This is a genomic window from Streptomyces sp. NPDC092370, from assembly GCF_044755265.1.
Lineage (GTDB): Bacteria > Actinomycetota > Actinomycetes > Streptomycetales > Streptomycetaceae > Streptomyces.
Genome location: NZ_JBIVQO010000017.1, coordinates 59,019 through 80,947 on the forward strand (window position 1 = coordinate 59,019; position 21,929 = coordinate 80,947).

General features: G+C 72.0%; 21 protein-coding genes and 1 pseudogene. 8 read left to right on the forward strand and 14 right to left on the reverse strand.

The genetic code is table 11. The features are described 5' to 3' along the window. Window positions 1–146 precede the first annotated feature (146 nt). A pseudogene (locus ACIQHQ_RS34650) lies at window positions 147–1,164 on the reverse strand (DUF3533 domain-containing protein). 154 nt (window positions 1,165–1,318) lie between these two features. Between ACIQHQ_RS34650 and ACIQHQ_RS34655 the strand changes: the two are divergent. Both ACIQHQ_RS34655 and ACIQHQ_RS34660 read left to right on the forward strand, forming a co-directional pair. After that, window positions 1,319–4,822 (forward strand): DNA polymerase III subunit alpha, encoded by a 3,504-nt coding sequence (locus ACIQHQ_RS34655; protein WP_402619915.1) that lies wholly within the window; start codon window positions 1,319–1,321, stop codon window positions 4,820–4,822. Beyond that, window positions 4,819–5,802: a DNA polymerase thumb domain-containing protein gene (locus ACIQHQ_RS34660; protein ID WP_402619918.1), complete on the forward strand. Its 984-nt coding sequence runs from the start codon at window positions 4,819–4,821 to the stop codon at window positions 5,800–5,802. Before ACIQHQ_RS34655 ends, ACIQHQ_RS34660 begins: the two co-directional genes overlap by 4 nt. Window positions 5,803–5,818: 16 nt before the next feature. Here the strand turns inward: ACIQHQ_RS34660 and ACIQHQ_RS34665 are convergent, their stop codons facing one another. Next, window positions 5,819–6,193: a cupin domain-containing protein gene (locus tag ACIQHQ_RS34665; RefSeq protein WP_402619921.1), complete on the reverse strand. Its 375-nt coding sequence runs from the start codon at window positions 6,191–6,193 to the stop codon at window positions 5,819–5,821. 79 nt (window positions 6,194–6,272) lie between these two features. On the opposite strand from ACIQHQ_RS34665, the gene ACIQHQ_RS34670 reads away from it, so the two are divergent. Next, a complete protein-coding gene (locus ACIQHQ_RS34670) occupies window positions 6,273–6,719 on the forward strand; it encodes a MarR family winged helix-turn-helix transcriptional regulator (protein WP_402619924.1) in 447 nt (148 codons plus the stop codon). A 163-nt stretch (window positions 6,720–6,882) separates the two neighbouring features. Then, entirely contained in the window at window positions 6,883–7,746 is an 864-nt protein-coding gene (locus ACIQHQ_RS34675) for an esterase/lipase family protein (RefSeq protein ID WP_402619926.1), read from the forward strand. Between the two features lie 141 nt (window positions 7,747–7,887). On the opposite strand, the gene ACIQHQ_RS34680 is transcribed toward ACIQHQ_RS34675, so the two are convergent. Further along, window positions 7,888–8,889, reverse strand: a complete 1,002-nt coding sequence (locus ACIQHQ_RS34680) for a lytic polysaccharide monooxygenase (RefSeq protein WP_402619928.1) — start codon at window positions 8,887–8,889, stop codon at window positions 7,888–7,890. 167 nt (window positions 8,890–9,056) lie between these two features. Here ACIQHQ_RS34680 and ACIQHQ_RS34685 point away from each other — a divergent pair, with 167 nt between their 5' ends. Further along, on the forward strand, window positions 9,057–9,506 hold the full coding sequence (locus ACIQHQ_RS34685) for a GNAT family N-acetyltransferase (protein ID WP_402619932.1): 450 nt from the start codon (window positions 9,057–9,059) through the stop codon (window positions 9,504–9,506). A 47-nt stretch (window positions 9,507–9,553) separates the two neighbouring features. Here the strand turns inward: ACIQHQ_RS34685 and ACIQHQ_RS34690 are convergent, their stop codons facing one another. Beyond that, a complete protein-coding gene (locus ACIQHQ_RS34690; RefSeq protein WP_388250983.1) occupies window positions 9,554–9,688 on the reverse strand; it encodes a hypothetical protein in 135 nt (44 codons plus the stop codon). A 137-nt stretch (window positions 9,689–9,825) separates the two neighbouring features. Here ACIQHQ_RS34690 and ACIQHQ_RS34695 point away from each other — a divergent pair, with 137 nt between their 5' ends. After that, on the forward strand, window positions 9,826–10,485 hold the full coding sequence (locus ACIQHQ_RS34695) for a class I SAM-dependent methyltransferase (RefSeq protein ID WP_402619936.1): 660 nt from the start codon (window positions 9,826–9,828) through the stop codon (window positions 10,483–10,485). On the opposite strand, the gene ACIQHQ_RS34700 is transcribed toward ACIQHQ_RS34695, so the two are convergent. Both ACIQHQ_RS34700 and ACIQHQ_RS34705 read right to left on the reverse strand, forming a co-directional pair. Beyond that, a complete protein-coding gene (locus tag ACIQHQ_RS34700) occupies window positions 10,444–10,944 on the reverse strand; it encodes a DUF402 domain-containing protein (RefSeq protein ID WP_402619938.1) in 501 nt (166 codons plus the stop codon). The two genes, ACIQHQ_RS34695 and ACIQHQ_RS34700, sit on opposite strands and share 42 nt — an antisense overlap. Continuing rightward, window positions 10,925–11,854: a GNAT family N-acetyltransferase gene (locus ACIQHQ_RS34705; protein WP_390992108.1), complete on the reverse strand. Its 930-nt coding sequence runs from the start codon at window positions 11,852–11,854 to the stop codon at window positions 10,925–10,927. Before ACIQHQ_RS34705 ends, ACIQHQ_RS34700 begins: the two co-directional genes overlap by 20 nt. A 71-nt stretch (window positions 11,855–11,925) precedes the next feature. Here ACIQHQ_RS34705 and ACIQHQ_RS34710 point away from each other — a divergent pair, with 71 nt between their 5' ends. Next, complete coding sequence (locus ACIQHQ_RS34710) at window positions 11,926–12,294, forward strand: GntR family transcriptional regulator (RefSeq protein ID WP_402619942.1); 369 nt, start codon at window positions 11,926–11,928, stop codon at window positions 12,292–12,294. 6 nt (window positions 12,295–12,300) lie between these two features. Here the strand turns inward: ACIQHQ_RS34710 and ACIQHQ_RS34715 are convergent, their stop codons facing one another. From ACIQHQ_RS34715 to ACIQHQ_RS34745, 7 genes are all read right to left on the reverse strand, one after another. Continuing rightward, window positions 12,301–13,077, reverse strand: coding sequence for a DUF72 domain-containing protein (locus ACIQHQ_RS34715; protein ID WP_402619945.1), 777 nt, complete (start codon window positions 13,075–13,077; stop codon window positions 12,301–12,303). A gap of 63 nt (window positions 13,078–13,140) precedes the next feature. Further along, window positions 13,141–13,527 (reverse strand): hypothetical protein, encoded by a 387-nt coding sequence (locus ACIQHQ_RS34720; protein ID WP_402619947.1) that lies wholly within the window; start codon window positions 13,525–13,527, stop codon window positions 13,141–13,143. A 111-nt stretch (window positions 13,528–13,638) separates the two neighbouring features. Next, window positions 13,639–14,733 (reverse strand): DUF5925 domain-containing protein, encoded by a 1,095-nt coding sequence (locus ACIQHQ_RS34725; RefSeq protein ID WP_402619950.1) that lies wholly within the window; start codon window positions 14,731–14,733, stop codon window positions 13,639–13,641. A gap of 74 nt (window positions 14,734–14,807) precedes the next feature. After that, a complete protein-coding gene (locus tag ACIQHQ_RS34730; protein WP_402619953.1) occupies window positions 14,808–15,608 on the reverse strand; it encodes a polysaccharide deacetylase family protein in 801 nt (266 codons plus the stop codon). After that, window positions 15,601–16,599 (reverse strand): glycosyltransferase family 2 protein, encoded by a 999-nt coding sequence (locus tag ACIQHQ_RS34735; protein ID WP_402619956.1) that lies wholly within the window; start codon window positions 16,597–16,599, stop codon window positions 15,601–15,603. The genes ACIQHQ_RS34730 and ACIQHQ_RS34735 overlap by 8 nt, the downstream gene beginning before the upstream one ends. Next, a complete protein-coding gene (locus tag ACIQHQ_RS34740; RefSeq protein ID WP_402619959.1) occupies window positions 16,596–17,417 on the reverse strand; it encodes a glycosyltransferase family 2 protein in 822 nt (273 codons plus the stop codon). The genes ACIQHQ_RS34735 and ACIQHQ_RS34740 overlap by 4 nt, the downstream gene beginning before the upstream one ends. Before the next feature lie 513 nt (window positions 17,418–17,930). Further along, window positions 17,931–19,136 carry a S8 family peptidase gene (locus ACIQHQ_RS34745; RefSeq protein ID WP_402619962.1) on the reverse strand — a complete coding sequence of 402 codons (1,206 nt, stop codon included), beginning with the start codon at window positions 19,134–19,136 and terminating at the stop codon, window positions 17,931–17,933. Between the two features lie 337 nt (window positions 19,137–19,473). On the opposite strand from ACIQHQ_RS34745, the gene ACIQHQ_RS34750 reads away from it, so the two are divergent. After that, window positions 19,474–20,280 carry an SGNH/GDSL hydrolase family protein gene (locus ACIQHQ_RS34750; protein ID WP_402619965.1) on the forward strand — a complete coding sequence of 269 codons (807 nt, stop codon included), beginning with the start codon at window positions 19,474–19,476 and terminating at the stop codon, window positions 20,278–20,280. A gap of 4 nt (window positions 20,281–20,284) precedes the next feature. Here the strand turns inward: ACIQHQ_RS34750 and ACIQHQ_RS34755 are convergent, their stop codons facing one another. Further along, the gene (locus tag ACIQHQ_RS34755) at window positions 20,285–21,922 is read right to left on the reverse strand and encodes a protein kinase (protein WP_402619968.1); all 1,638 of its coding nucleotides are present in this window, start codon (window positions 21,920–21,922) and stop codon (window positions 20,285–20,287) included. Window positions 21,923–21,929: the final 7 nt, after the last annotated feature.

The window sequence follows — 21,929 nt, forward strand, 5'->3', positions numbered from 1 at the left end:
AAGTCCCGCCCCTTGTGCGAGGGGCGGGACTTTCTGCGTGCGGGCTCTTGGGGGGTGCGGGCCGTGCGTGAGTGGCCGCCGAACCGCTGTGGGCGGACACCCCCCGGCGCGTCCCCTTCTCACCGTGCGCCTGCGGGGAGCTGTGGTCACGGCGTCGGGTTCGCCCGTCTGCGCAGCGCGGACGCCGCCAGGGTGATCGCGGTTCCCGCCACCGCCCACGCCGACAGGACCAGGACAGACGTCGTCATCGCGTTGTCGCCGAAGTAGGCGATGGAGCGCGTCGCCCAGGTGCCGGCACCCGGGGGCAGGGCCGGGCCGATCGCCTTCCAGAAAGGCGGGAGGAGGGGCGGCGGCAGGGCGCCGCCCGCGCTGGGGTTGCCGAGGACGACCACCAGCAGGATGACCAGGCCGATGCCGATCGTGCCGAAGAGGCCCTGGAGGGCGAGAGTGGCCGCGCCCACGGCGAAGATGATCAGGGTGCCCAGGCCCCAGAGGGCCGCGGTGCTGCCCGGCAGGGCGTCCAGGACCGGGCCGGTGATGAGGGCTCCGCCGAGACCGCCGGTGATCGCGACCAGGACCATGACCGCCAGGCGGATCGCGGCGCGCGTGGGGTCGGAGGGTTTCGCCCCGGCGCTGACGGCCAGGGCCGCGGCGCCCAGGTAACCGCCCACGCACCAGCCGATCACCAGGTAGAAGGACGAGAGCCCGTTGGGGTCGTGGGGTGCGGACGGGATCACGTCGATCGTCCGGATGGTGCGCCGCTCCGACTTCTCCAGGGTGGTGACGAGGGCCGTCAGCGTGGTGGTAGAGGACCCTGCCGCCGCCGGAGGCGACCAGGAGGGTGTCGGTGCTGCCCCTGGGGTCGATGATCAGGGCGGCGTCGATGTCGCGGTGGGTGAGCCGGTTCCGGGCCGTCGACTCGTCGGGCAGGGCGCGGGGGTCCAGGGGGGAGCCGGGAAGGCGTTCCAGCCGGGTGAGCGCCTGCTGGGCCGCGGCCTCAGGGGCTACCAGGCCGAAGGGCACGTCCTTGGGCTTCGGGTCGTGCAGTGCTCCCACGTAGGACGCGATGAACAGCAGCTGGAGCGCGATCACGCCGACGATGAGCAGGGTGGCCCGCGGGGTGACGGCGTCTCCCACCTCGGCGAGGAACGGGCGGTGCGGCATGCCTCCACGGTCGGGGGTCGCGGGGTGTTTCCGCAGGTGGGGTGGGGCCGAACGGATGTCGCACATACATTCGAGGATGGGGGTATGGTGGGGGTGAGGTAGCTGGGAACAGATGTTCGAGAGCTGGTGTGGCTCACGAGTGCGGGAGGTGCGTGTGCCGGGGTTCACGCATCTGCACACCGTCTCCGGATTCTCGTTGCGCCATGGAGCCTCGCACCCGGAGCGGCTGGCCGAGCGTGCCTCCGAGCGGGGCATGGACGCCCTGGCGCTGACCGATCGCGACACGCTCGCCGGTGCGGTCCGGTTCTCCAAGGCCTGCGGGAAGGCGGGGGTCCGTCCGCTGTTCGGGGTCGATCTGGCCGTGGCGGGCGCGGAGCCCGGGCCCGAGCGGCAGGGGCGGCGGCGCCGGACCCCGGTGCGGGGTGGTGCCTTCGTCGACGAATCGGCCCCCCGTGTGGTCTTCCTCGCCCGGGACGGTGCCCGGGGCTGGGGGGAGCTGTGCCGGCTCGTCTCGGCCGCCCACGAGGGGGAGGGGGCGACGCCCCTGCTGCCCTGGGGGCGCCATCGTGCCGAGGGTCTGACCGTGCTGCTCGGGCCGGAATCGGATGTCGGGCGCGCCCTGGCCGCGGGGCGTTTCGACCGTGCGGCGCGGCTGCTCGTGCCCTGGCGGGAGAGCTACGGCGACGACCTGCGGCTGGAGGCCGTCTGGCACGGCCGGAAAGGTACGGGGCCCGGGTCGCTGAGGCTGGCCGCCCGTACCGTCGGCTTCGCCGCCGAGCAGCGGATCCGGCCCGTGCTCACCAACGCGGTGCGGTACGCCGACCCGGGGCTGGGGCCCGTCGCCGACGTCCTGGACGCCGCCCGGCGGCTGGTGCCCATCGACCCGGCCGGGGGGCTGGACTCCGGTGAGGCATGGCTCAAGGGCGCCGGGGACATGCGCCAGGCGGCGAAGCGGATCGTGGAGGCCGCGGGGTTCCGGGGGCAGACCGCTCACCGTCTGGTGGAGCAGACGGAGGCCACGGCCGCCGAGTGCCTGGTGGACCCCGAGGGTGATCTCGGGATCGGCACCGTCCACTTCCCCGAGCCGCACCTCGTCGGCGCCGGGCACCGCACCGCCCAGCGGACGCTGGCCTCACGGGCCGCGGCCGGGATGGTGCTGCGCGGATACGACCGGCGACGGGAGTACTGGGAGCGGATGCACCACGAGCTCGACATCATCGCCCACCACGGATTCGCCTCCTACTTCCTGACCGTCGCCCACGTGGTCGACGATGTACGGAAGATGGGCGTCCGGGTCGCCGCCCGGGGCTCCGGGGCCGGATCGCTCGTCAATCACCTGCTCGGTATCGCGCACGCCGATCCCGTCGAGCACCGGCTGCTGATGGAGCGGTTCCTGTCGAAGGAGCGGGTCGTGCTGCCCGACATCGACATCGACGTGGAGTCCGCGCGCCGGCTGGAGGTCTACCGCGCGATCATCGACCGGTTCGGCACCGAGCGGGTCGCGACGGTCGCCATGCCGGAGACGTATCGCGTACGGCACGCCATCCGTGACGTGGGGGCCGCCCTGTCCATGGACCCGGCCGAGATCGACCGTATCGCCAAGTCCTTTCCGCACATCCGGGCACGGGACGCCCGCGCCGCGCTGGAGGAACTGCCCGAGCTGCGCGCGCTGGCGGGAGAGAAGGAGAAGTACGGGAGGCTGTGGGAGCTGGTCGAGGCGCTGGATGCCCTGCCGCGCGGGGTCGCCATGCACCCGTGCGGGGTGCTGCTGTCCGACGCCTCGCTGCTGGCGCGTACCCCGGTCATGCCGACCAGCGGCGAGGGCTTTCCGATGTCGCAGTTCGACAAGGACGACGTCGAGGAGCTCGGGCTGCTGAAGCTCGATGTGCTGGGTGTGCGGATGCAGTCGGCCATGGCGCACGCGGTGCAGGAGGTGGAGCGGGTCTCGGGGAAGAGGGTCGATCTGGACGCGCTGTCGCCGGACGACCCCGCGACGTACCGGCTGATCCAGTCCACCGAGACGCTCGGGTGCTTCCAGATCGAGTCGCCCGGGCAGCGGGATCTGGTCGGGCGGCTCCAGCCGGCCGGTTTCCACGACCTCGTCGTCGACATCTCGCTGTTCCGGCCCGGCCCGGTCGCGGCCGACATGGTGCGGCCGTTCATCGAGGCGCGGCACGGACGGGCGCCGATCCGGTATCCGCACCCGGATCTGGAGGGGCCGCTGAAGGAGACCTACGGGGTCGTCGTCTTCCACGAGCAGATCATCGACATCGTCGACATCATGACCGGCTGCGGGCGCGGCGAGGCCGACCGGGTGCGGCGCGGGCTGTCGGACGCGGAGTCGCAGGGGCGGATCAAAGTGTGGTTCGCGCAGCACGCGGCGGCGAACGGCTATGACGAGGAAACGATCCAGCGGACTTGGGAGATCGTCGAGGCCTTCGGTTCGTACGGCTTCTGCAAGGCGCACGCGGTGGCCTTCGCCGTGCCGACGTACCAGTCGGCGTGGCTGAAAACCCATCACCCGGCCGCCTTCTACGCGGGGTTGCTCACGCACGACCCCGGGATGTACCCCAAGCGGCTGCTGCTGGCGGACGCGCGGCGGCGTGGGGTGCCCGTGCTGCCGTTGGATGTGAACACATCGGGAGTCGCCCATCGTATCGAACTGGTGTCCGGTGAATGGGGGCTGCGGCTGGCGCTCTCCGATGTGCACGGCATCAGCGAGGCCGAGGCGGCGCGGATCGCCGAGGGGCAGCCGTACGCCTCGCTGGTCGACTTCTGGGAGCGGGGCCGCCCCAGCCGTCCGCTGGCCCAGCGGCTCGCACAGGTGGGAGCGCTGGACGCGTTCGGCGCCAACCGCCGGGATCTGCAACTGCATCTGACCGAGCTGCACCGGGGCGCCCGGGGTGCGGGCGGCGGGCAACTCCCCCTGGCCGGAGGCCGGAAGACCGCTCCGGCCGGGCTGCCCGACCTCACCTCCTCGGAACGGCTCAGCGCCGAGCTGGGTGTGCTGTCCATGGACGCCTCACGCAATCTGATGGACGACCACCGGCAGTTCCTCGACGAGCTGGGCGTGGTGTCGGCACGGCGGCTGCGCGAGGCCCGGCACGGAGAGACGGTGCTGGTCGCCGGCGCCAAGGCGGCCACCCAGACGCCGCCGATCCGGTCCGGCAAGCGGGTCATCTTCAGCACCCTGGACGACGGCACGGGCCTTATCGACCTCGCCTTCTTCGACGACTCCCACGACGCCTGCGCCCACACCGTCTTCCACTCCTGGCTGCTGCTGGTGCGCGGGGTGGTGCAGCGCCGCGGCCCGCGCAGCCTCAGCGTGGTGGGCGCCGCCGCCTGGAACCTCGCGGATCTGCTGGAGGTGCGCCGGGAGGAGGGGCTCGAGGGGGTCGCGGCCCGGCTGGCCGGCCCCGGCGGTTCCGGCGATGACGCTTCCGGCGGCGACGGTGAGGGGGCCGCGCGCCGGCGGCTCGCCGGGTCGGACGGAGCACCCGCGCCGACGGGCTCCGCGGCCCGGGATCCGATGGAGCAGCGGAAGATCCGCATGCCCACGGGGTACGAGATGCACCCCTGGGCCGATCTGCGTCCGGCGGGCGAAGGGTCCGCGAGCACGAGGAAGTTGTGGCACCAGAGTCCGGGGAGTGCGGGATGACCATCCTCTGCGTACGTTTCCAGCTGCCTCCGACGAGCGAGGCCGACCTGCCCCACCTGCTCGGGATGCTCGAGGAGTTCACCCCCGTCGTCCAGGCCCTGCCACCGGACGGGGCGCTGGCCGACCTGCGCGGCGCCGAGCGGTACTTCGGGCGGGACGCCGTCGAGCTGGCCTCGGTGATCCGGGTGCGGTCGCTCGCGCTGTACGGGGTCGACTGCGTGATCGGAGCAGGGCCCGGGCCGATGCTGGCCCGGATGGCGCTGCGCGACGCCGTGCCCGGGGTGACGTGTGCGGTGCCCGACGAGCCGGGCGCCATCACGGAGTTCCTCGCGGAAAAGCCCGTCGCCGAGCTGCCCGGCGTGGGCGCCGCGACCGCCCGCACGCTGGGCGACTACGGCCTCGACACCCTTGGCCGGGTCGCCGCCGCACCGCTGTCCACACTCCAGCGGCTGATCGGTGCCAAGGCCGGCCGCGAGCTGCGCGAGAAGGCGAACGGCGTCGACCGCGGCCGGGTCGTGCCGAACGCCGTCTCCCGGTCCCTCGCCACGGAACGCCCCTTCGGGCGCGACGAACTGGACCCGGACCGGCACCGCCGGGCGCTGTTGTCGGCCGCCGAGGAGATCGGCGCCCGGCTGCGCGCCCTGGAGAAGGTCTGCCGCACGCTCACCCTGACCGTGCGCTACGCCGACCGGTCCGCCACGACCCGCAGTCGCACCCTGCCCGAACCGACCGCGCACTCCCCGGCGCTGACCAGGGCCGCGTACGGCATGTACGAGGCGCTCGGACTGCAGCGGGCCCGGGTGCGGGCGATCGCCCTGCGCGCCGAGGGGCTCGACCCCGCCGACCAGGCCTGCCATCAGCTGACCTTCGACCCGGTGGACGAGAAGGTCCGCCGTATCGAGGAGGTCGCGGATCGCGCGCGGGCGAAGTTCGGGCCGCGGGCGGTGATGCCCGGGGGGCTAGGGGGGCGGGCGGCGTAGAGCCTTCCGCATGACGTCAGTTGGCCCACGGCGGCACGATGCGGCTGCCGTCGGCCAGCCGTGCCTCCAGGCCGATCGAGGTGGTGACCCAGGAGTGCGCGGTCCGGTCGGTTTGGTTCTCGACGGTCAGGGTGGCGCCTGGGTTGATGATCACCGTGTCGCCCGCGGTGATCCGCTCGGTGCGGCCGTCGAGGGTGATCAGCAGTTCGCCGTCGAGCAGATGGAAGATCTCCTCCCGGCTGACCGTGTGCGCGGGCGCCTTGAGGCCGGGCGGGAGCTCGCCGCGCCAGGCGCACAGCTCCTTGCTGCCGCTGCTCGGGGTGGCGTACGAGACGAAGCGGGCGCCGTGGATCTCGTGGGTGACGGCTTCGGACGATCGGACGATGGGCATGAGGTCTCCAAGTGGTCAAGCTGCTTGACTATATAGTCAAGCAGCTTGACCATCGCGTCAAGGGTGTTTCAATGCATGCGTGCACGACTCCGACGCCATGACCCTGTCCGCCGCCCTGCTCGCCGCCGCCGGCGGACTCACGCAACGCATCCACGAGGGCGTGATCGCCCGCGGCTTCGAGGGGCTGCGGCCCGCGCACGGCTTCGCTTTCGCCCGGCTCGCTCCGGACGGCGCGACGGTCACCGACCTCGCCGTCCATCTCGGGGTGACCAAGCAGGCCGCGAGCCAGCTCGTCGACGAGATGGTGCGCAAGGGGTACGCCGAGCGGCGGCCGCACCCCGGGGACGCGCGGGCGCGGCTGATCGTGCTGACCGGGCGGGGCCGGGACTGCACGAGGGCCGCGGAAGAAGCGGCGGCCGAGGTGGTGCGGGAGTGGGCCGCGGTGCTCGGGGAGGGGGAACTGTGCCTGCTGGGGGAGCAGTTGCTGCGCGTCGCCCCTCGCGGACCCGTACGGCCCGCCTGGTGAGGCCGGGCGCCCGAGCGGTGGTTACCACTGGAAGTTTTTACTGACGCGTAACTTCCCAGTTCGACTACCCGCCCGTAACTTGACGAGTGAACAGCATCCTCGTGATCCGGATCACAGGGCCCAGTGCCGTCGCGCCCCCTTTGAGCCGCAAGGAGATCACCCGATGCTGCCCTGGAAACGAGCGCTCAGACCCCTGGCCGCGCTGCTGCTGACCGCCGCCGCCGTCACCGTCCCCACCAGCACCGCCCAGGCCTCCGCCGGCGCCCCGAGCTCCGGTTGGAACGACTACTCCTGCAAGCCGTCCGCCACCCACCCCCGCCCCGTCGTCCTGGTCCACGGCACCCTCGGGAACTCCGTCGACAACTGGCTGGGCCTCGCCCCCTACCTGAAGGTCCGCGGCTACTGCGTCTTCTCCCTCGACTACGGCCAGTTGGAGGGCGTTCCCTTCTTTCACGGCCTAGGCCCCGTCGAGAAGTCCGCCGGGCAGCTGAAGGACTTCGTGGACCGGGTGCTCGCGGCCACCGGCGCCGCCGAGACCGATGTCGTCGGACACTCGCAGGGCGGCATGATGCCCCGCTACTACGTGAAGTTCCTCGGCGGGGCCGCCAAGGTGAACGCCCTGGTCGGTATCGCGCCCAGCAACCACGGCACCACCCTGAGCGGTTTCACCCACCTGCTGCCCTACTTCCCCGGCGCCGCGGACCTGTTGGCGAAGAACACCCCCGCCCTCGCCGACCAGGTCGCCGGCTCCGCCTTCCTCACCAAGCTCAACACGGGCGGCGACACGGTGCCCGGCGTGCGCTACACCGTCATCGCCACCCGGTACGACGAGGTGGTCACACCGTGGCGCAGCCAGTACCTGAGCGGGCCGGACGTGCGCAACGTCCTGCTCCAGGACCTGTGCCCCGTCGACCTGTCCGAGCACGTGGCCGTCGGGCTGCTCGACCGGGTCGCCTTCCACGAGGTGGCCAACGCCCTCGATCCGGGGCGGGCCAGGCCCACCACCTGCGCATCGGCCTTCGAATGACACGTGTCATCGGCTGACACGTGTCAGGGAAACAGTTCGGGGCCCGTCCGGCCTGAGCCGCCGGACAGGCCCCTGGTCAGGGGGCGGTGGGCCGGGTCGACGGACCCCGTTCACCGGGGCCCGTGGTTCACCGGCCGTGGTTCACCGGCCGTGCCGTCCGGAGCTCTCCCTCCGGCGGCGGGCCGACAGGAACAGGGCCGACGAGCCGAGCGCCAGGGTGGCCGCGCCGCCGATCGTGAGATGAGCGGTGCCGCTGTCACCGCCGGTCTCGGCGAGGTTTCCGGTGGCACCGGCCGCCTCGGGCCGGTTGGGCGCGGATGCGGCGGCCTTCGGCCGGACCGCCGTGCTCCCCTTCGCGGCCGCGGCCGGCTGGGCCGAGGTGCTGGCGTCGTCGTCGCCGTGCCCGTGGTGCTCGATCGTCGACTTGTCGTTGCCCTCCTCGATCTGCTCCTTGGTGGGAGCGGATGCGGAGGGGGCCGGGGCGGCGCCGCCCGCCGCGCCGCCACCGCCGCCGAAGCTGACGTCCGAGCAGGAGTAGAAGGCCTCCGGGCTGTCCGACCGCTGCCAGACCGCGTACAGCAGGTGCTTGCCAAAGCGCTGGGGCAGGGTGCCGGAGAACGTGTAGAAGCCGCCGGTGGCAGCCGGGTTCGTGGACGTCGCGACGGGGTGCGCGAGGTCCAGGTCCTTCCAGGCGAGCGGCTTGGCCGGGTCGTAGCCGGGCTTGGTGATGTACACCGTGAAGGTGCCCTTGTGAGGCGCGGTCACGCGGTACGTGAAGGTGTGCGAGCCGCTGCTCACGCCGGTCGCGGGCCAGTCGGCGCGGGCCAGGTCGAGGCCCTTGAACTCCTCGCTGTTCGCGCTGCACAGCTTGCCGTCCGGGATGAGCTGCTGGTGCCGGCCGCCCGCGTCGCCGATGCGGATGCCGTTCCAGTCGTAGAGGGCCTGGGTGCCGCCGGCCGCGACCGCCGCCTTGCACGCGGTCGACCTGGGGCTCTCGGGGCCCTCGGCGTAGCACTGCGAGACCCGGCTGACCGGGTCACCCATCGAGCCGTGCGCGGAGGCCGGGGCGACGGACAGCGCGGTCAGGGCGAGCGGGAGGCCGCCGAGGGCGGCGGCGGTGGCGGCCTTGCGGCGTGCGGGCATGCGGGAACTCCTCAAAACGGTGCAAGGGACAGGGCCGGATCCCCTGGGGTGGTCCCGAAGCTAGCCCCTGAAAACCGGGAAATCGCCTGCTGGGGGAGGGTGGAGGAGATCCTTATGGCCCGCTTAAGGGAGTGTTCGGACTGGCATCAGGTAAGTACCGTCACGGCATGGCAGACGAGGAGATCCGGCCGGCCGGAGCCGCCGACGTACCGGTCGTCGCGGACGTGATCGACGCGGCCTTCCGCCCCTACGTCGAGCGCATCGGGCGGGTGCCGCAGCCCATGGAGGAGGACCACGCGGCGAACGTGGCCGCGGGCAAGGTGTTCGTGACGGGCGATCCCGTGACCGGGCTCGTCGTGGTCGAGGCGTTCGAGGACCACCTCTTCCTCGACACCATCGCCGTCCACCCCACCGCCCACGGCGGGGGAGTGGGGCGGCGCCTGCTGCGGTTCGTGGAGGCACACGCGCGTGCGCTGGGGCTGCCCGAGATCAGGCTCTATACCAACGCGCTGATGTGGGAGAACCAGAAGATCTACCCGAGGTACGGCTACGAACGGGTGGAGCGCCGCGTGGACGGGCCCTATGACCGTGTGCACTACAGCAAGCGGCTGCTCTGACCCCGCGGGTGGCCGCTGCGAGGCGTCTCATGACCGGCACCGGCCGCTCAGGCGTCCGGCCACCATGTGCGAGCGACGTCCTTGCGGACCTCCGGGCGCCCCGCGGGACGCTCGTCGGCTTCGTCGCGGACCCGGCGGACGTCCGTCTTCTTCAGGGGCTTCTGCACGGTCACACGGCGCATGGCTGCCTCCTCAGGGTCTACCGGGTTCCGCGTTCTCACGGAGGTAGACCTTTCGGGGGAGAGTTACTCATCGTTCCTGGTCTGTCAGTGGCGCCAGTCACGATTCGAGTGTCAGTGGGGGGTGTCACTCTCGGGTCATGACGAATGACGGGGAGCCGGTGACCTGCTCCGAGGTGGACTGGGACGCCGAGGCGGCCTCCTTCGACGAGGAACCCGACCACGGCCTGCGCGACCCCGACGTGCGCCGCGCCTGGGCGGGGCGGCTGCGCGGCTGGCTGCCGGGGCGCGCGGGCGACGTCCTCGACCTCGGCTGCGGCACCGGCAGCCTGTCACTCCTCGCGTCCGAGCAAGGGCATCACGTGACGGGCGTGGACCTCTCCCCGGCGATGCTGAGGCTCGCCCGGCGGAAGCTGGACGGTCGCGACGCGGTGTTCCTCCTCGGGGACGCCGCGTCACCGCCGGTCGCGGAGCGGCGCTTCGACGCCGTGCTCGTCCGGCACGTTCTGTGGGCCCTGCCCGACCCCGGCCGCGCCCTCAGGCACTGGTGCGGGCTGCTGCGGCCGGGAGGGCGATGCGTGCTGGTCGAGGGCGTGTGGGGGAGCGTCGCGCCGGTCGGCATACCGGCCGAGCGGATCACGCACCTGCTCGGTCCGATCGCCGGGCAGGTGCGCGTGGAGCGGCTCTCCGGCGATTCGCTGCTGTGGGGCGGGGCGGTGGCGGACGAGCGGTACGTGGTGATCGCGCAAGCCCGGGCGTCAGGCCAGGAGCGCGGTGAAACCGCCGCCGCGGGCCAGTGACTCCAGCTCGTCGAGCGCGGCCAGGGCGGCCTGTGCCGCCTCGGGGTCCGACTCGCCGAGGCCGCTCTCGGCGAACTCGTCCTCGTCCAGGCGCCGTACGTCCGTGCCGTCCGCGGAGCGCCACAGGTCCAGGTCGAGATCCTCCACGACCAGCTCCGGGCCGGAGCGCAGGGCGGGGCGGGTGACGTCGCAGTACCAGCCCTTCAGCGTGCCCGTCGCCGAGCGGACCTCCTTCACCGCGTACCAGCGGTCGCGCCAGTAGTACTCCGTGAAGACGTCCCCGGGCTCGAAGCGGACGAACCCGAAGTCGCGGACGCCGGAGCCCGCCCAGGGCGCGCGTACCGCGACGCGCGTGCCGTCGTCCGCCAGCAGCTCGCCGGTGTAACGGATCTTCGTACGGCCCGCCTTGACGAGGACGACGTCCAGCCGGGCGGGCCCGTCAGCCGAGTTCGCGGACATAGCGCACTTCCTTCGCGCAGACTTCGTAGCCGAACCACTTGTTGATGGCGATCATCGGCTCGTTTCCGGTGTCGTTGCCGGTGAACGCCTCCGTGTACCCCGCGGCGCGTGCCCGGTGCAGGGAGTCGTTCTTGGCGAGCTTCGCCAGGCCCCTGCCGCGGAACGCGCGGGCGGTGCCGGTCATGGCGGTGCCGTAGCGGGAGTCGCCGTCGGTGTACGCCACGCTGAACGCGGCGGGACGGCCGTCGACGACCGCGACCGTGGTCAGGTCGCGGTTGAGCAGCGGGTGCTTCCAGTGCTCCTCGACCCAGGCCTCGTAGTCCGTGAACTCCACGTCGATGTCGCTCGGTTCGTCCGACGAGGTCTCCGCGTCCAGTTCGAACATCGGGCGCGGGTCGTCCGCGAAGTCGGTGGCCGTGCGCAGTTCGACTCCCGCCGGAAGGTCCTGGCGGGGCGGCAGGGTGCCGGCCGCCAGGTCCAGGCGCAGGAACCAGGCGGAACGGCTGGCCCGGAAGCCGTGCCGCTCGGCGAAGGCACGGTTGTCCGGCTCGTCCAGCACCCAGGTGAACAGCTTCGTGACGCCCAGGCGCCCCAGGCGCTCCTCGGCGGTGCGCAGCAGGAGCGACCCGGCGCCGCGACCCCGGTGGCCGGGACGGACGTAGATGTTGGCCGAGCCCTGGCCGGGCTCCGGGCTGTCGTGGGCGACGCTGACCTGAGCCGTGCCGATGATCTCACCGTCCTCCTCGGCGACGAGCTGCCCGAAGTGGGCGTCCGGGTGGGCGTGCGTCAGGGTGTGCACCACGGACTCGGGTGTGGAGAGCATGTACGGAAGGGCGAGGCGACGGGTGGTGGAGAACCCCTCGGCGTCGGCCGGGACATCGGGGCGCAGGTCGCGCACGATCACGGTCATGGAGGCGCACGCTACGTGTGAACCCCTCGGCGGTGCCTCTCATTTTCCGCCGGGTGCGCGACAATCGGCTCGTGACCTTGAGGATCGACATCGACGACAGCGCTCCGCCCTACGAGCAGGTGCGGGCGCGGATCTCCGAGCAGGCGCGGTCGGGTGCGCTGCCGGTGGGCTACCGGCTGCCGACCGTGCGGGGACTGGCTCAGTCGCTGGGCCTCGCCGCGAACACGGTCGCCAAGGCGTACCGGGCGCTGGAGGCGGACGGGGTGATCGAGACGCGGGGCCGCAACGGCACGTTCGTGGCCGCGGCCGGCTCGGCGGCGGACCGCGAACTGGCCTCCGCCGCACAGGCCTACGTGGAGCGGGCCAGGAGGCTCGGGCTGGGCGAGGACGTCGCGCTCGCAGCGGTCCGGGACGCCCTGCGGGCGGCTCACGGGGGGTAGGGCCTCTCAGCCGGACAATTGCGTCAGCCGCTTTGGTGTCCGTGTGATGTCCAGACCCGCCGACCTCCCCGCCCGTGCGAACGCCATCGTGTCCGCCACCGCGGCACCCCCCGGGTCGTTGTTGAAGTACGCGAAGACGTCCTCGCCGCCGGACCAGGTCGTGGCGATGCGGTCGAGCCAGGTGGCGAGGGAGCGGCGGCCGTAGCGGGGCCAGGGCCGGGCACGGCCCTGGTGGAAGCGGACGTAGCCCCAGCCGGTGGTGCGCCACAGCGGTGTGGCCGGGCGGGCCAGGATGTCGGCCCAGCACAAGGCCGCGCCCCGGGACTCCAGGACCCTGCGGACCTCCGGTGTCCACCAGGAGTCGTGACGCGGCTCGACCGCGACCCGGGTCGGGGCCGGGAAGCAGGCCAGGCACGCGTCCAGCAGGCCCGGGTCGGCGCGCAGGGTGGGCGGGAGCTGGAGCAGGACCGGACCCAGGCGGTCGCCGAGGCCCGCCGCGTGGCTCATCAGCCGGTGCACCGGCTCCTCGGGGTCCTTGAGCCGCTTGATGTGCGTCAGATAGCGGCTCGCCTTGACCGCGACGACGAAGTCCCCGGGCACCCGCCCCCGCCAGTCCTCGAACGTCTCCCGGGCCGGAAGCCGGTAGAAGGCGTTGTTGATCTCGACGGTGGCGAAGTGCCCCGCGTACTCCTCCAGCCAGAGCCGCATCGGCAGTCCGGAGGGGTACAGGACGTCCCGCCAGTCTTTGTACTGCCACCCGGACGTGCCGACGAACAGGGTCATATCCCTATGAAAGCACCAGGTGCCCTGGAGGGCGGCAGTGAACCGGCCAGGTCTGTGGATCCGCTACGCGGTGGTGCGCGTGTGGAAGCGGTGAAACAACAGCAGGAAGACGCCTGCCGTGACCAGCAGCGTCGTGATGACCACCGGGCGGAGGTCGTCCCCGGTCTGGCCGTAGAGGAAGCCCGGCGCGGCGCGGGCGAAGACGGCCCGGAGCAGGGCGTGCAGGTCAGGTCTGAGACGCCGGGTCACCTGGACCACGGCGATGCAGAGGGCCATGAAGACCAGCGCGCTCCACACACCCGACGCCACATCCGGTCCGGTGATCGGGCCACCGTGACGCCGGTTCACCGCGACCCAGTCGCCGTAGACGACGCCCAGGACGACGGGCAGGAGCCACCGCGCGACGCGTGGGCCGGTTCGCTGAACACGGGTGGGTGCCGCGTCTGCCATCACAGGCCTCCCTGATCCGTGCGGAGCTCGGTGCCGCTCCGCCGGACACTGTGGCACGCCCGGTCAAAAGGGAGGTGAGAAGCGGTTGTCAGCGGCCCCGGGGTGGCCTCGCTACAGATACAGCCCCGCGTCGACGCCATCGCGCGGCTCCGGCAGGGAGGTCGGGGACGTGCCCCGGCGCAGCGCGTACAGCTCCGCCAGCGTCGCGCCCTCGCGGCCGACCCCGTCTTCCCGGCCCAGCCAGTTCACCGCCTCGGCTCGGGTCAGCGCACCGACCTCGATCCGGGCGAGGCAGCGGCCGGGCCGGACCACGGCCGGGTGCAGGCGTTCCAGGTCCTCGTTGGTGGTGACCCCGACCAGGACGTTGCGGCCCTGCCCGAGCAGGCCGTCCGTCAGGTTCAGCAGCCTTGACAGGGCCTGGCCCGCCGTGTGCTTGGCCTCGCCGCGGATCAACTCGTCGCAGTCCTCCAGGAGCAGCAGCCGCCAGCGGCCCTTGCCCGTCGCGTCCTCCTCACCGATGGCGATGTCCATGAGGTAGCCGACGTCGGAGAAGAGCCGCTCGGGGTCCAGGACACAGTCCACCTGGCACCAGTCGCGCCAGGAACGGGCCAGCGTCCGCAGGGCCGACGTCTTGCCGGTGCCCGGCGGGCCGTGCAGCAGCAGGAGACGGCCCGCGATGTCCTCGGGGGTCGTCTTCATCAGGCGGTCCATGGCGTCCGCCACCGGCGCGGTGTAGTTGGGCCGGACCTCGTCCCAGGTGCCCGCCGCGATCTGGCGGGTGGTGCGGTGCGGGCCGCGGCGCGGGGAGACGTACCAGAAACCCATCGTGACGTTCTCCGGCTGCGGTTCGGGCTCGTCCGCCGCGCCGTCCGTGGCCTGGTCGAGGACCTTCTTCGCCAGTTCCTCGCTGGTCGCCGTCACCGTGACGTCGGCGCCCCGGTTCCAGCGGGAGACCAGCAGCGTCCAGCCGTCGCCCTCGGCGAGGGTCGCGCTGCGGTCGTCGTCCCGGGCGACGCGCAGCAGGCGGGCGCCGGACGGCATCAGCGTCGCCCCGGAGCGGACCCGGTCGATGTTCACCGCGTGGGAGAACGGCTGCTCGCCCGTCGCGAAGCGGCCGAGGAACAGCGCGTCGACGACGTCGGACGGGGAGTCGGAGTCGTCGACGTTGAGCCGGATCGGCAGCGCCTCGTGCGGGTTGTCAGACATGCCGCCATGATCCGGCACGGGAGCGCCGCGTGCACCCGGTTTCCCGGTGCACACGGCGTGTTGTCCCCTGCAGGTCAGCCCCCGGTGCGGGAGACCAGGCGGCGCGCCTGCCGGGTCCTGCGGACCACGGCGTACCCCTTGGTCAGGGCACGGTCCCGGGCGAACGTACGGGCGATCGCGCGGCCCTCGACCACCTGCTCGAACTCCTCGATGCCGGTGCCGCGGCGCACCGTCACCCGCCGCAGGGCGTACGGCCCCTGCGCCCGGCGCGCGAGCCCGTTGCCGACGGCGAGGGCCTGGGCGTAACCCGTCTCGCGCACCGCCTGCCGGACCCGGCGGCTGGAGTAGCCGTAGGGGTAGGCGAAGGAGGTGGGCACGGCGCCCAGTTGGTCCGAGAGGATCTCCTTGCAGTGGATCAGCTCGAACCGCAGGGTGGCCTCGGAGACCTGGTCGAGCTGCGGGTGGCTGTGGCTGTGCCCGCCGATCTCGACGCCCGCCGCCGCGAGTTCGCGGACCTGGTCCCAGTCCAGCATGGTGTCCAGGCCGCCCCCAGTGTCGTACGGGCCCCTGAGCCACCCGGTCGAGACGAACAGGGTGGCCGGGAAGCCGTGCTTGGCGAGCGCGGGGAGGGCGTGCCGGTGCACACCCTCGTAGCCGTCGTCGAAGGTGATGAGGACCGGCCGCTCCGGCAGCGTGCGGCCGGAGCGCCAGCACGACGCCAGTTCGGCCGTGGTGACCGGGGTGCGGCCCCGGTCGGCGAGCACCGCCATCTGCTCGGCGAACGCCTCCGGGGTCACCGACAGGGCGCGGGTCGCCTCGTTCGGGTCGGTCGCGACCGCGTGGTACATGAGGATCGGTACGCGGGCGTCACTCACGGGCCGTCACCTCCACCTGTGGCACCGAGAACGTGGTTGCGCCCCGGCGTGCCCGGGTGCTGCCGACGACGTAACCGCCCGTCGCCGTCAGCACCCCGGCCACGATCGCCCCGGCCCGTCCGGCACCGCCCGGCCGGGCCAGCAGGGCGTCCCGCAGACCCCGGGCGACTCCGGCCGGCAGGACCCGGGTGGCGTACCGGCGTTCGGACTCCAGGCCCTTCTCGGCTCCCACGCTCCGGGCCACCAGGGCCTTGGACAGGCCCTCGGCGTAGGTGCGGGTGCGGAAGTAGCGGAACCGCTCCCGGATCCGGGGCACCCGGTGATGGATCACCGCCCGGTCGTCGATCAGCAGGACCGCGTCGGGCCGGGCGCGGCTGAGGCGGATGCACAGTTCCGTCTCCTCGCAGCCGAGGGGGCGTTTGTCGCCGTCCCGGCCGATGCCGGTGGCGAAACCGCCCACCGCGTCGAAGGCGCTGCGGCGGAACGAGGCGTTGCCGCCGAGCACGTTGCGCACCCGCACCCGGCCGCGTGGCAGGCCGCGGTAGGTGCAGCCCACCACCCAGTCGAACTCCTCCGGGAACCAGTCCGGCCGCCGCCCCGACGCCCAGACCGGCACCGTGCGCCCTCCGACCGCCATCACCCGCGGGTCGGCGTACGCCTCGGCGAAGTGCCGCAGCCAGTCGCGCTCGGCCACGGCGTCGTCGTCGAGGAAGGCCACGATCTCGCCGCGGGCCGCGGCGATGCCGGTGTTGCGGCCGGCGGACAGGCCGCGGGGGCCCGCGTTGGCGAGCACCCGCACCACGGTGCCGTCGGAGGAGTCCTTGTATTCCTTGTCCAGACGCTCCCGGAGCGTCTCGTTGTGATCGACGACCAGCAGCGTCTCCAGGGCCGGCCGTGACTGCGCGCGGACCGAGGAGACCGCCGCGAGGACGTCCTCCCAGCGGTCCTCGGTGTACGCGCAGATCACGACGGAGATGCCGGGACCGCTCAAGACACCTCTCCCCGCATGCCGTCCAGCATCGGCGACCTGGGTGAGCGACGGCGCAGCGCGCGGCGGTTGGAGCGCTCCTGAAGGATCACCCTGAGCACGCGCAGTCCGTCCCGCACGGCCCGCAGATTGCTGACGCCGTGGATGCGCAGGTACTCGTGGCTCGGGATCTCCTGCACCTTGAGCCCGGCCTTGACGACCCGGATGTTCATCAGCGTCTCGACCTCGAAGCCGGTGCAGTCGAGGTCGATCTTGTCGAGGCAGTGGCGCCAGAACGCGTTGTAGCCGTAGCAGAGGTCGGTGTAGCGGGCGCCGAACTTGCGGTTGACGACCGTGCACAGCGCCCAGTTGCCGAGCTTGCGGATGAAGGTCATGTCGTCGGTGCCGCCGCCGTTGGCGAAGCGGGAGCCCTTGGCGAAATCCGCGCCGGAGACCAACGCGGAGACGTAGGAGAGGATCTCCCCGCCGTCCGCCGAGCCGTCCGCGTCGACCATCACGATGATGTCGCCGGTGCAGGCCTGGAAGCCGGTGATCAGGGCGTCGCCCTTGCCCTTGCCCCGCTGTTCGACCACCTTGACCTCGGGCCACAGCTCGCGGGCCACCTCGACGGTGTTGTCGGTGGAGTTGCCGTCGACCAGGACCACTTCGTGGATCCAGCCGGGCAGGGTCTTGAAGACGTACGGAAGGTTCTCCGCCTCGTTCATGGCCGGGATGACCACGCTCACCGGCGGCGCTATGGCCAGGTGTGTGGAGACGGGCCGGTACTTCCCGGCGGTCGGCGGATGCGGGTCCGTCGCGGCCGGTTGCAGTACGGAACTCATGAGCTGGTCCCTCTCGTCCGGTGGACCGCCCCCCCAGGGCAGTCCGGATCCAGTCCGGTTCGAAAGGGGGGTTCTCACCCGTGGCACGCCGAGGTGGAGCTTCGGGCACGCCGGGTGAGCTGGCAAAGCTGGCCGGCCGCGAAAACGGCAGCCGACCGCGCGGCACGGCCCGGAGACAGTTGCGGTCACCGAGCACGGCACCCCCCTACCGCGCCCCGCGCCGGTTCGTCGCGGTCCTTGAGCCCTCCCCTAGAGCCGCTTGCTGACGGACCGATGCGGGTGAGATGTATGACGGTATTGACGATTGAACCCGTATGGCAAGACCTGGAGCGGCCTCTCACGTTTTTGTTGGTTTGGGCGTTGCGAGAGGCGTTCCGTGCGACGCAAGTTGACCGTTGCCGTCCCATAAACATGCGTTCCCCGAAGGCGGCCTGGGCCTTCGGGGAACGTGTGTTCAGGTGCTGGTGCTGGTGCTGGTGCTGGTGCTGGTGCTGGTGCTGGTGCGGACGTCGATCACGGGACGATCTGCAGCAGACGGTTCGGCGAACCGGACCCCGCGCTGGTGACCTTGCCGGTGACGGCGCCGTTCACCAGGGCCGTCGCGACCTGGGCCGGGGTCGACGAGGTGTGGCCCGCCAGGTAGACCGCCGCCGCGCCCGCGACGTGCGGGGTCGCCATCGAGGTGCCGGAGATGGTGTTGGTGGCGGTGTCACCGGTGTGCCAGCCGGCCGTGATCGACGAGCCGGGCGCGAAGATGTCCAGGGTGGAGCCGTAGTTGGAGTAGCTTGCCTTGGCGTCCGTGCTGGTGGTGGCTCCGACCGTGATCGCCTCGGTGACCCGGGCCGGGGAGGACGAGGAGGCGGAGGTGCTGCTGTTGCCCGCGGCGACGGCGTACGTGACGCCGCTGGCTATGGAGTTGCGGACCGCCGTGTCCAGGGTCGCGGAGGCTCCGCCGCCCAGCGACATGTTGGCGACCGAGGGGCCGGAGTGGTTCTTCGTCACCCAGTCGATGCCCGCGATCACGCCGGCCGTGGTGCCGGAGCCGCTGTTGTTCAGAACGCGCACACCCACGATCTTCGCCTTCTTGGCCACGCCGTAGGTGGAGCCGGCGATCGTGGTGGCCACATGGGTGCCGTGGCCGTTGCCGTCGGAGGCGTTGTTGTCGCCGTCGACGGCGTCGTAGCCGTGTGCGGCACGGCCGCTGATCTGCTGGTGGGTGATGCGCACACCGGTGTCGATCACATAGACCGTCACGCCGCTGCCCGCGCTGTCCGGGTAGGTGTAGGTGCCGGACAGCGGCAGCGAGGCCTGGTCCACGCGGTCCAGGCCCCACGGGGCGTTGGACTGGGTGGCGGCGAGCGTGACGCGCTGGTTCTGCTCGACGGAGGCCACCGCCGGGTCGGCGGCGAGCCGCCGGGCCTCGGTGGCGGAGAGGGTGGCGGACCAGCCGTTCAGCGCCTTGCCGAACGTCTTGTCGACCGAGCCGCCGTACTCCTTCACCAGGCTTTTGCCCGCGGCCGAGGACGCCTTCAGGCCCGCGCTCTTCTTGAGCGTGACGAGGTAGCTGTCCTTGATCGCGGTCGGGGAGCCCGCCGCGAGCACCCGGCCCTCGGCGGGTGCGGCCTGGGCGGGAAGCGTGGTGAGCCCGCCCATGAGGGCGGCGGTCGCCAGCGAGGTGAGTGCGACGAACCCGAGTCTCTTGCTACGCAGTGGTGCCATTACGAGGGAGTCCTCCTCTAGGCGGCGCGCGCCTGGGTGGGACGCGCGTCATGTGGGGGGTGTGCGCGTGTTCGCGCACACGGGCCGGGGAGCGTCGCGTTCCGCGCCCGGCCGGAGTAAAGCGTCGACCAACTGTCGGCGTGGCACAAGGGAGTTGAGCATCAGTCAACAAACCTGTCATGAGCACGTAACAAAGGAGATCCGGTGCGCGACCTGAGGCGTGGTGAACGCGCCAAGCATCCACGGAGGGGTCGAAAAGACTTGGCATGGACACTTCCTGTCAATGCGCGTAGCTGCTACGACGGTTATGGCAGAGATCCTGCTAAAGGGAGGTTCCATGAGACGTTCCCGACTTGTCGTCCTCGTGAGCTCGCTCCTCCTCGCCGTCGGCACCGCCCTTACCGGGGCGGCGACGGCGCAGGCGTCCTCACTCGCCCCAACTGGCGGCTATGTGGCCCTCGGTGACTCCTACTCCTCGGGAGTCGGAGCCGGCAGCTACATCAGCTCCAGCGGCGACTGCAAGCGCAGCACCAAGGCGTACCCCTACCTCTGGGCCGCCGCCCACTCACCCTCGACCTTCCACTTCACGGCCTGTTCGGGCGCCCGAACGGGTGATGTTCTGGCGAGCCAGCTCACCCCGCTCAGCGCCTCCACCGCCCTCGTCTCGATCAGCGTCGGCGGCAACGACGCCGGCTTCGCCGACGTGATGACGACCTGCGTGACCCAGTCCGACAGCTCCTGCGTCTCCCGCATCAACACGGCCCGCGCGTACGTGGACTCCACGCTGCCCGGCAAACTCGACAGTGTGTACTCGTCGATCCGCTCGAAGGCCCCCACCGCCCGGGTCGTCGTCCTCGGCTACCCCCGCTTCTACAAGCTCGGCGCCCCTTGTCTCGGCCTGTCCGAGACCAAGCGCAAGGCCATCAACGACGCCTCCGACCACCTCAACACCGCCATCGCCAAGCGCGCCGCCGACCACGGTTTCGCCTTCGGTGACGTACGCACCACCTTCACCGGCCACGAGATCTGCTCCGGCGCCTCCTGGCTGCACAGCGTCAGCTGGCTGAACATCGGCGAGTCCTACCACCCGAAGGCACCCGGCCAGTCGGGCGGCTACCTGCCCGTGCTCAACAACAACGACTGACCGCTCAGCCGGAGTCCGAGTCCGAGTCCGAGTCCGACTCCGACTCCGGGCCCGGCTCCGTGCCGGAAGGAGAAGGGGAGGCCCCGCCCGTCGGGGTCTCCGTCTCGCACGTCACCGAGAACGGCACCGACTCGGACGTGGTCCGCACCGGCTCGCGCACCTCGACGCCGATTTCGTTCTCGAACGTCCCGCTCTCCGCCTCGGTCGTCACCCGCACCGTGTCCCGCTTCGAACGGCCGCCGCCCTCCGCGAACGACAGCGTCTTCCAGCCCCCGTCGAGCACCTGGCCGTCCCGCGTGACCCAGCGGTAGCTCACCTCGGCCGGCAGCCGCCCCACCGTGAGCGTGGCCGTGAACTCGGGTGCCTGGGCGTTGGGCGGCGGACACGTCCCCGAGTAGTCCGTGCGCCGGCCCTCCAGGGCGACCCGCACCGACTGCGGCGGCGGACTGCTCTCCTCGGTCCTGCTCGGCGTCGGCGACGGGCCGGACTTCTCCGTCCCCGTGTTGCGCGGCGGGCTCTTGGTCGCCGTGGGCGTACTCTCCCCGGCCCTCTGGCCGTTGTCGCCGGAACCGTTCTCGTCGTTCAGCAGCGCGTACGTCAGCCCGCCCACCGCGAGCGCCAGGGCGATCACACCCGCGACCAGCACCCGGCCGGCCCGGCGGTCCCGGTCCGGGCCGGTGGCCGTCGTGGTGGCACCCGAACCGGACGCCGCCGGCCGGCCCGGGTACGGCATCGGGGGTGTGGGCGCGGACTCGGAGCGGCCCGTTCCCGCCGGCGGGAACGGAACCGCCCGTGTGGTGTCCGCGCCCGGCGAGCCGCCCGCGGCGACGACCCGCAGATCCTGCTCGGCCCGTTCGGGCGGCAGCCTCTGCTCGGGATCCTTGCGCAGCAGTCCCTCGATCACCGGAGCGAGCGGACCGGCCCGGTACGGCGGCGGCAACTCCTCGTCGACGATGGCCCGCAGCGTGCTCAGCGGGGTGTCGTGACGGAAGGGGGAGTGGCCCTCGACCGCCGCGTACAGCAGCACCCCGAGCGACCACAGGTCGGACTCCGGGCCCGGTGTGCGGCCGAGCGCCCGCTCCGGGGCGAGGAACTCGGGCGAGCCGATGACCTCCCCGGTCATGGTCAGGGCGGAGCTGCCCTCGACCATGGCGATGCCGAAGTCGGTGAGCACGATCCGGCCGTCGTTCGAGATCAGCACGTTGGCCGGTTTCACGTCGCGGTGCAGCACCCCGGCCTCGTGCGCGGACCGCAGCGCGGCCAGCACCTCGGCGCCGATGTGCGCGGCACGCTGCGGTGCCATCGGGCCCTCGGCGTCCAGGACCTCCGCGAGGGAGAGACCGCGGACCAGTTCCATGACGATCCACGGCCGGCCGTCGTCCGTCGCCACGTCGTACACCGTCACCACATTGCGGTTGGTGACCCGGGCCGCCGCCCACGCCTCGCGCTCCAGGCGCGCGTACATCCGCTGCACGTCGTCGCCCGCCAGACCGGCCGGGGCACGCACCTCCTTGACGGCGACCTCGCGGTGCAGCACCTCGTCGAGGGCGCGCCACACCGTGCCCATACCGCCCTCGCCGAGCGGTGCCAGGAGCCGGTAGCGGCCCGCGATCACGCGCTCACGGCCCGGTTCTTCGAACACGGCGCCC